This is a genomic window from Pantoea sp. CTOTU49201 (assembly GCF_032054795.1).
Classification (GTDB): Bacteria; Pseudomonadota; Gammaproteobacteria; order Enterobacterales; family Enterobacteriaceae; genus Pantoea; species Pantoea symbiotica.
Genome location: NZ_DAMBSA010000184.1, coordinates 2,091 through 8,799 on the forward strand (window position 1 = coordinate 2,091; position 6,709 = coordinate 8,799).

General features: G+C 51.8%; 6 protein-coding genes, 1 tRNA gene and 1 pseudogene. 5 read left to right on the forward strand and 3 right to left on the reverse strand.

Going from position 1 to position 6,709, the window contains the following annotated elements:
• Positions 1 to 1,135: MFS transporter (locus RTY00_RS13810; protein WP_312664839.1), on the forward strand; the 1,135-nt coding region annotated here is incomplete at its 5' end.
• Positions 1,136 to 1,283: 148 nt separating this feature from the next.
• Positions 1,284 to 2,087, forward strand: coding sequence for an endonuclease/exonuclease/phosphatase family protein (locus RTY00_RS13815; RefSeq protein ID WP_008105211.1), 804 nt, complete (start codon positions 1,284 to 1,286; stop codon positions 2,085 to 2,087).
• Between the two features lie 150 nt (positions 2,088 to 2,237).
• Here RTY00_RS13815 and mltD read toward each other — a convergent pair whose 3' ends face one another.
• Together mltD and gloB are read right to left on the reverse strand one after the other, a co-directional pair.
• Positions 2,238 to 3,611: a murein transglycosylase D gene (gene mltD, locus RTY00_RS13820; RefSeq protein ID WP_036648534.1), complete on the reverse strand. Its 1,374-nt coding sequence runs from the start codon at positions 3,609 to 3,611 to the stop codon at positions 2,238 to 2,240.
• A 71-nt stretch (positions 3,612 to 3,682) separates the two neighbouring features.
• Positions 3,683 to 4,438 carry a hydroxyacylglutathione hydrolase gene (gene gloB, locus RTY00_RS13825; RefSeq protein ID WP_312664840.1) on the reverse strand — a complete coding sequence of 252 codons (756 nt, stop codon included), beginning with the start codon at positions 4,436 to 4,438 and terminating at the stop codon, positions 3,683 to 3,685.
• 40 nt (positions 4,439 to 4,478) lie between these two features.
• Between gloB and RTY00_RS13830 the strand changes: the two genes are divergently transcribed.
• Entirely contained in the window at positions 4,479 to 5,213 is a 735-nt protein-coding gene (locus RTY00_RS13830) for a class I SAM-dependent methyltransferase (protein ID WP_061723590.1), read from the forward strand.
• Here RTY00_RS13830 and rnhA read toward each other — a convergent pair.
• Positions 5,198 to 5,765 (reverse strand): annotated as a pseudogene (rnhA, locus tag RTY00_RS13835) (ribonuclease HI). The gene RTY00_RS13830 and the pseudogene rnhA overlap by 16 nt on opposite strands.
• On the opposite strand from rnhA, the gene dnaQ reads away from it, so the two are divergent.
• Complete coding sequence (dnaQ, locus tag RTY00_RS13840) at positions 5,719 to 6,450, forward strand: DNA polymerase III subunit epsilon (protein ID WP_312664841.1); 732 nt, start codon at positions 5,719 to 5,721, stop codon at positions 6,448 to 6,450. The pseudogene rnhA and the gene dnaQ overlap by 47 nt on opposite strands.
• A 134-nt stretch (positions 6,451 to 6,584) precedes the next feature.
• Positions 6,585 to 6,661, forward strand: a tRNA-Asp gene (locus RTY00_RS13845).
• The last annotated feature ends 48 nt before the right edge of the window (positions 6,662 to 6,709 follow it).

The window sequence follows — 6,709 nt, forward strand, 5'->3', positions numbered from 1 at the left end:
CGGAACGACAGAATTTGTTATTGTCGGGCTGATCCCAACCATCGCTGAACAACTCAGTATTACGCTGCCTTCCGCAGGAATGCTGGTCTCTATTTATGCTTTGGGCGTTGCCGTTGGCGCTCCGGTGTTGACTGCTTTGACCGGTAAGTTAGCGCGCAAGCAATTATTAATGGGATTGATGGTGCTCTTTACCGTTGGCAACCTGGTTGCCTGGCTGGCACCAAACTATGAAACGTTGGTCATTGCCCGACTGCTTACCGGCCTGGCTCACGGAGTGTTCTTCTCTGTCGGCTCGACGATAGCGACCAGCCTGGTGAGCAAAGAGAAGGCAGCGAGTGCCATTGCCATTATGTTTGGCGGTCTGACCGTAGCGTTGGTTACTGGCGTGCCGTTGGGTACGCTCATCGGGCAACACTTTGGCTGGCGTGAAAGCTTCCTGGCTGTGTCATTGCTGGGCATCATTGCTTTGGTGGCAAGCCAACTGCTTATCCCGCGTAATATTGCTCAACCACCGGCAACAACGTTAGCACAGCAAGCGCGTGTGATGATCAATCCACGTCTGCTGCTGATTTATGCTATTACTGCGTTAGGTTATGGTGGCGTATTTACGGCTTTCACATTTCTGGCGCCAATGATGCAGTCACTGGCTGGCTTTTCGCCTACCGCGGTGAGTGTGATTCTGCTGGGTTATGGTGTGTCGGTCGCCATCGGTAATATCTGGGGCGGGAAACTTGCCGATCGTCGTGGCGCGGTTCCTGCTTTAACACTGATCTTTATGGCGCTGGCCATTTTACTGATGGTGTTCCAGTTCACCGCCAGCATGCACTTTATGTCAGTGGCGACAGTATTAGTTATGGGTATCTTTGCCTTTGCCAACGTGCCGGGGTTGCAGGTTTACGTGGTGCAGAAAGCTGAACACTATGCGCCAGGTGCGGTAGATGTTGCATCAGGCCTCAATATTGCGGCCTTCAATATCGGTATCGCTCTGGGTTCCACGGTAGGTGGTTATATTGTCGAGCATTATGGACTGGCGCAAACGCCGTGGGTTGGTGCGGTGATTGTGCTTGGCGCGCTGCTGCTGGTGCGAGTGAGTGGTCAACTCGACAAACCTCAAACGGCGATAGCGATGGAATAGCACGCGTAAAAGCCTGCCAGCTGGCAGGCTTTTACATTGGTAAGCTGTGAGGCGAATTCCGACAATCAAGAACACCAATTGAAACCCCGCGCTAAAATCCCTATAACAGTCAGGTGAAGTACGAGTCGTAAACCAGTCAGGCGGGAAAGTGCGGAAAAAAACTTATTCAATGCGTTATGTAGCAGGTCAGCCAGCAGAGCGGATCTTTCCGCCGGGGGCAATGCTGCATCTTGGGCAGGCATTACCGCCTGGCGCACCTTTGCCAGCCGATCCCACACTGCGAGTCTTAGTCTGGAATATCTTCAAGCAGCAACGCGCAGACTGGATGTCGGTGCTGCAAGGTTTTGGCAAAGATGCCCATCTTGTTCTGCTGCAGGAGGCGCAGGCCACGCCCGAACTGGTCAAATTCGCCACCAGTAACTACCTCGCCGCCGATCAGGTGCCAGCCTTTGTCCTACCGCAACACCCTTCTGGCGTCATGACGTTGGCATCTGCGCATCCTGTTTATTGCTGCCCACTACGCGAGCGTGAACCGCTGCTGCGTTTAGCCAAATCTGCGCTGGTCACGGCATATCCGTTGCCGACTGGCGAAATGCTGATGGTGGTGAACATTCACGCGGTCAATTTCAGTCTCGGTGTCGATGTCTACAGCAAACAGCTCGGGCCGATTGGCGAACAGATTCAGCATCATCGCGGCCCGGTGATCATGGCGGGGGATTTTAACGCCTGGAGTCGTCAGCGTATGAATGCGCTGTATCGCTTTGCGCGGGAGATGTCACTGCGTGAAGTGAACTTCACGGATGACCATCGTCGTAAAGCCTTTGGCCGCCCACTGGATTTCGTTTTCTATCGTGATATGAAGGTCAGCGAGGCTTCTGTGCTGGTGACGCGCGCCTCAGACCACAATCCGCTATTGGTTGAGTTCAACTCTCTCTACGGTATCGAGCGTTAAGCCAATACGCTCGAGCTCTCGTCTCGCAACAGTCAACGATAACCTGAAGTCATACTGCGAAGGGTAAGTTAGTGCCTGAACAGGCGATATGCAGAATTCAGCGGAAGCAGAAAATGAAAAAGGCTGACAAAAGTCAGCCTTTTCGGGGCATTAGGTATCAGGTGTTGCGCTATTATTCACAAACAGAGTGAGCTTGTCGCCCGGCTGAATGTCTTTAGCGTCACTGTTCCAGCGCATAACGTCTTTGGTGTTCACTCCGTGACGTTTTGCAATACTGGCAAAAGAATCACCCTTACGTACACGATAGGTGATGCTGTTGCCGTTATCAGCCAATTGCGTGCTCGCTTTGCCGCTCACGGTCAGAGTCTGACCGGTACGAACAGAAGCGCTGCGCAGATTGTTCTGCTGTTTCAGTGCACTGACGCTTACGCCAAGCTTGCTGGCAATACCAGACAAGGTGTCGCCTTTGCGTACCGTGTAGCTGTTTCCTGCCGCGCTGACTTTCGCCATCTCGGTAGGCTGCACGGAAGCGATATCACCGGAAGCCAGTGAATCGCGCAACTTAGCAACATTGGACTTCGGCACCATAATGTAGTGTGGTCCATTTGGCGCTGTGGCTCCGTTTTTATAACCGGCATTAAATGTCTTCAGCTTGCTGAGAGACATACCGGCCATATCGGCAGCCTGCGTCAGTTCAATCTGCTGTCCCACCTCTACACGAGCTAATGCACGGCTCTCGTTCGGGGTCGGCAGTTTGATACCATAACGCTTGTTGTTCTTGAGAATCTCACTCAAGGCCAACATTTTAGGTACGTAAACCGTAGTCTCGCGGGGCAGCGATAAATTCCAGAAGTCAGTCGGCTTACCGCGCGCCTTATTCTGTTTCATCGCCTTCAGCACACGTCCTTCACCGCTGTTGTAGGCGGCGATGGTCAGTAACCAGTCACCGTCAAACATACCGTTTAGACGCTGCATCATATCCAGCGCTACTTTGGTCGAGGCCACCACATCGCGGCGTCCGTCGTACCATTGGTTCTGTTTCAAACCATAGTTTTTGCCCGTTTGTGCAACAATCTGCCAGATGCCGGCGGCATTCGCAGAAGATGTTGCGTGTGGGTCAAAAGCGCTCTCCACTATGGGTAGCAGTACCAGTTCCATCGGCATTTTACGTTTCTGTATCTGCTCGACTATCCAGTACATGTACGGCTCTGCCCGTAATGTTACATCGTGGAGATAGCTCTTATTTTTTAAAAATTTTGTTTTTTGTTCGCGGATCCGGCTGTTTTCCGGAATCCCCATCTTCAACTCGTCACTAATGTGATTCCAGAGATCAGTATCTTCTGCGAGGCTTGTTCCATCATCCTGCCATCGCGGCGACAACAATCGATCTCCGTACTTTCCATTTTCACCTTGACCAGCTGAAGACAGACTCTGGGCATGCTGTACGGGGATATTGGCGTCATTCCTTGATGCCTGACATCCTACCAGCAAGACCGAGGCGAGTAAGATCGCTTTAGCCTTCATGTGTGTGTCAATAGTTCGCTTAAAAGACGAGCAACTATACGTGACGGTCCACCACAACACAACCTCAAATATCAAAAGCGGTCTTTCTTCTCGCGTAGATCGGCGAAAGTTTGCCATAACGCTGACGATGACACATTAGTGCCTAAAGCCTGTTGTAAATCAGCGTCTTGCGTGCGTAAAAATAAATTTATTTCCCGCTCTAAGGCCAGTTTTGTCGGTAAAGTAATGCGGTTTTCTGCGCGTAAGTCCTTAATTTGCTGATACCTTGCCAAAATTTTAGGGTCGTGGGGCAGAATAGCCGCAGCAAACTTCATATTGGATAAAGTGTACTCATGCGCACAGCAAACAAGAGTATCTGCAGGGAGCTGATTAAGCTTTTGAAATGATTCGAACATTTGTTCCGCAGTGCCTTCAAATAAACGCCCGCAGCCGCCGGAAAACATCGTGTCTCCACAGAAAAGATAAGGGGAGCTGAAATATGAGATATGTCCTAAAGTGTGACCGGGTGTTGCGATGACACGGAAATCTAGCCCAAGCAGGGTAAATTCATCGCCTTCGGCCACAATATGCTTTGCTCCTTTATCTGCAGTTTCCTGTGGACCGAAAACCGCCAAATCGGGATAGTGCTGCAAAAGCTCATCCACGCCGCCAACGTGATCGTGATGATGATGCGTAAGCAAAATCGCCACGGGTTGCCAATGATTGGCCCTGATTTTATCCAGCACCGGCTGTGCTTCGCCGGGATCGACAATCAAACACTTATTGTCATCGTCCGTCAGTGTCCAGATGTAGTTATCCTGCAATGCGGGAATACTGGTAAGATTCATAAACACCTCTCAGGTCGTAGAAAAAGGAAAATGGTAGAGCATGAAGCCGGCTAAAACACGCCAAATCCTGACTGCACCGCGCTCCTGGCGCGATATGCCAATGGGAGACTATTTTCGCGACGCGCTCACTCAGCAACTACAGCCTTATCTCGGCAAGCTGTATGGCTTCCATATGCTTAAAATTGGCAGCCTCAGCGCAGAAATCAACACCAGTCAGTGTGCCATATCGCATCAGGTGAATGTGGGCATTGAGGGCGATGAGTTACAGGTTATCGCCAATAACACGCAATTACCCTTTGAATCTAAATCAGTTGATGCCTGTTTGCTGGCGCACACGCTGGCGTGGAGTCAGGATCCGCACCGCGTGCTGCGCGAAGTGGATCGGGTATTGATCGATGATGGCTGGATGATCATCAGCGGCTTCAATCCTTTCAGTCTATTAGGGATCAGCAAAGGCATTCCGGGTTTGCACTCGCGCGCGCCGTGGAGTGGACGGATGTTCAGCCAGGTGCGATTGCTCGACTGGCTGGGCCTGCTGAATTATGAAGTGGTTTACCGCACGCGTTTTCAGGTGGTGCCGTGGCATCGGCAGGGGGGCAGGGTGATCAGCGCGCATTTACCGGCGCTCGGTTGTTTGAACATTGTGGTGGCACGTAAACGCACGTTCCCGTTAACGCCCACCAAAATGAAGAAGAATCTGAGTCAAAGCCAGCTACGTCAAACGGTTAACGTTACGCGCCAGTTTCGTGAAGTGAAGGATCAGGATTCAACCTGATAGCCGATATCATCCTGCGTAGGATTTCCCGCCGCGCTGCGCGCCAGTTCGTCGCAGCGTTCGTTCTCCGGATGCCCCGCATGGCCTTTAACCCATTCCCACTTAATTTCATGGTTGCTGAGCGCTACATCGAGGCGTTTCCACAGATCGACATTTTTCACCGGTTTTTTATCGGCGGTTTTCCAGCCGCGCTTCTTCCAGTTGTGGATCCAGCTGGTGATGCCCTGACGAACATATTGGCTGTCGGTGCTAAGCACCACCTCACACGGCTGTTTTAACGCTTCGAGCGCCACGATAGCCGCCATCATTTCCATGCGATTGTTGGTGGTGAGGCGATAACCCGTACTGAACTCTTTTTCATGCGCGCCATAACGCAAAATGGCGCCGTAGCCGCCGGGACCGGGATTCCCCAGGCAAGATCCATCGGTGAATATTTCTACCTGTTTGCGCATCTCTGGTAGACTTCCTTCTGACAAAACGCCAAGTCTGACATAAAACGAGTCCTATGAGCACTGCAAATAACCGCCAGATCGTCCTCGATACCGAAACCACCGGCATGAACATGATCGGTGTGCATTATGAAGGACATCGCATCATTGAAATTGGTGCGGTTGAGGTGATCAACCGTCGCCTGACCGGCAACAACTTCCACATGTATTTGAAGCCCGATCGGCTGGTGGATCCGGAAGCGTTTGGCGTTCACGGTATCGCCGATGAATTCTTACTTGATAAGCCGATGTTTGCGGATATCGCCGACGAATTCCTCGAGTACATCCGTGGCGCGGAGCTGGTGATCCATAACGCATCGTTCGATATCGGCTTTATGGATTACGAATTCGGCATGCTTAAGCGGGATATTGGCAAAACCGAAACCTTCTGCCAGATCACCGATAGCCTGGCGATGGCGCGTAAGATGTATCCCGGCAAGCGCAACAGCCTCGATGCATTGTGCAACCGTTATGAGATAGACAACAGCAAGCGTACGCTGCACGGCGCACTGCTCGATGCCGAGATTCTGGCCGAAGTGTTCCTGATGATGACCGGTGGTCAGACTTCGCTGGCCTTTTCACTCGATGGTGAGCAGAACAATCAGGGCGGCGGTGAGAACATTCAGCGGATAGTGCGTCCGAGTTCAGGTCTGCGCGTGGTCAGCGCCAGCGATGAAGAGATTGCTGCGCACGAAGGTCGTCTGGATTTAGTGCAGAAGAAGGGCGGTAGCTGCCTGTGGCGTGTGTAAAACGGCTGATTTTGCGTGGAAAATCGACGTTAAGCTGAAAAAAACGCCAAACGAAACATTCCCACATAAAAAGCGTTGACGGGTGTGAAAGCTGCTATTAATATGCGCCTCGTTCTCGACGGGGAACAAAGCGCGGAGCGGTAGTTCAGTTGGTTAGAATACCTGCCTGTCACGCAGGGGGTCGCGGGTTCGAGCCCCGTCCGTTCCGCCAATCTATTTAAAGAAGCCGATGCAGAAATGCATCGGCTTTTTGCTTTTT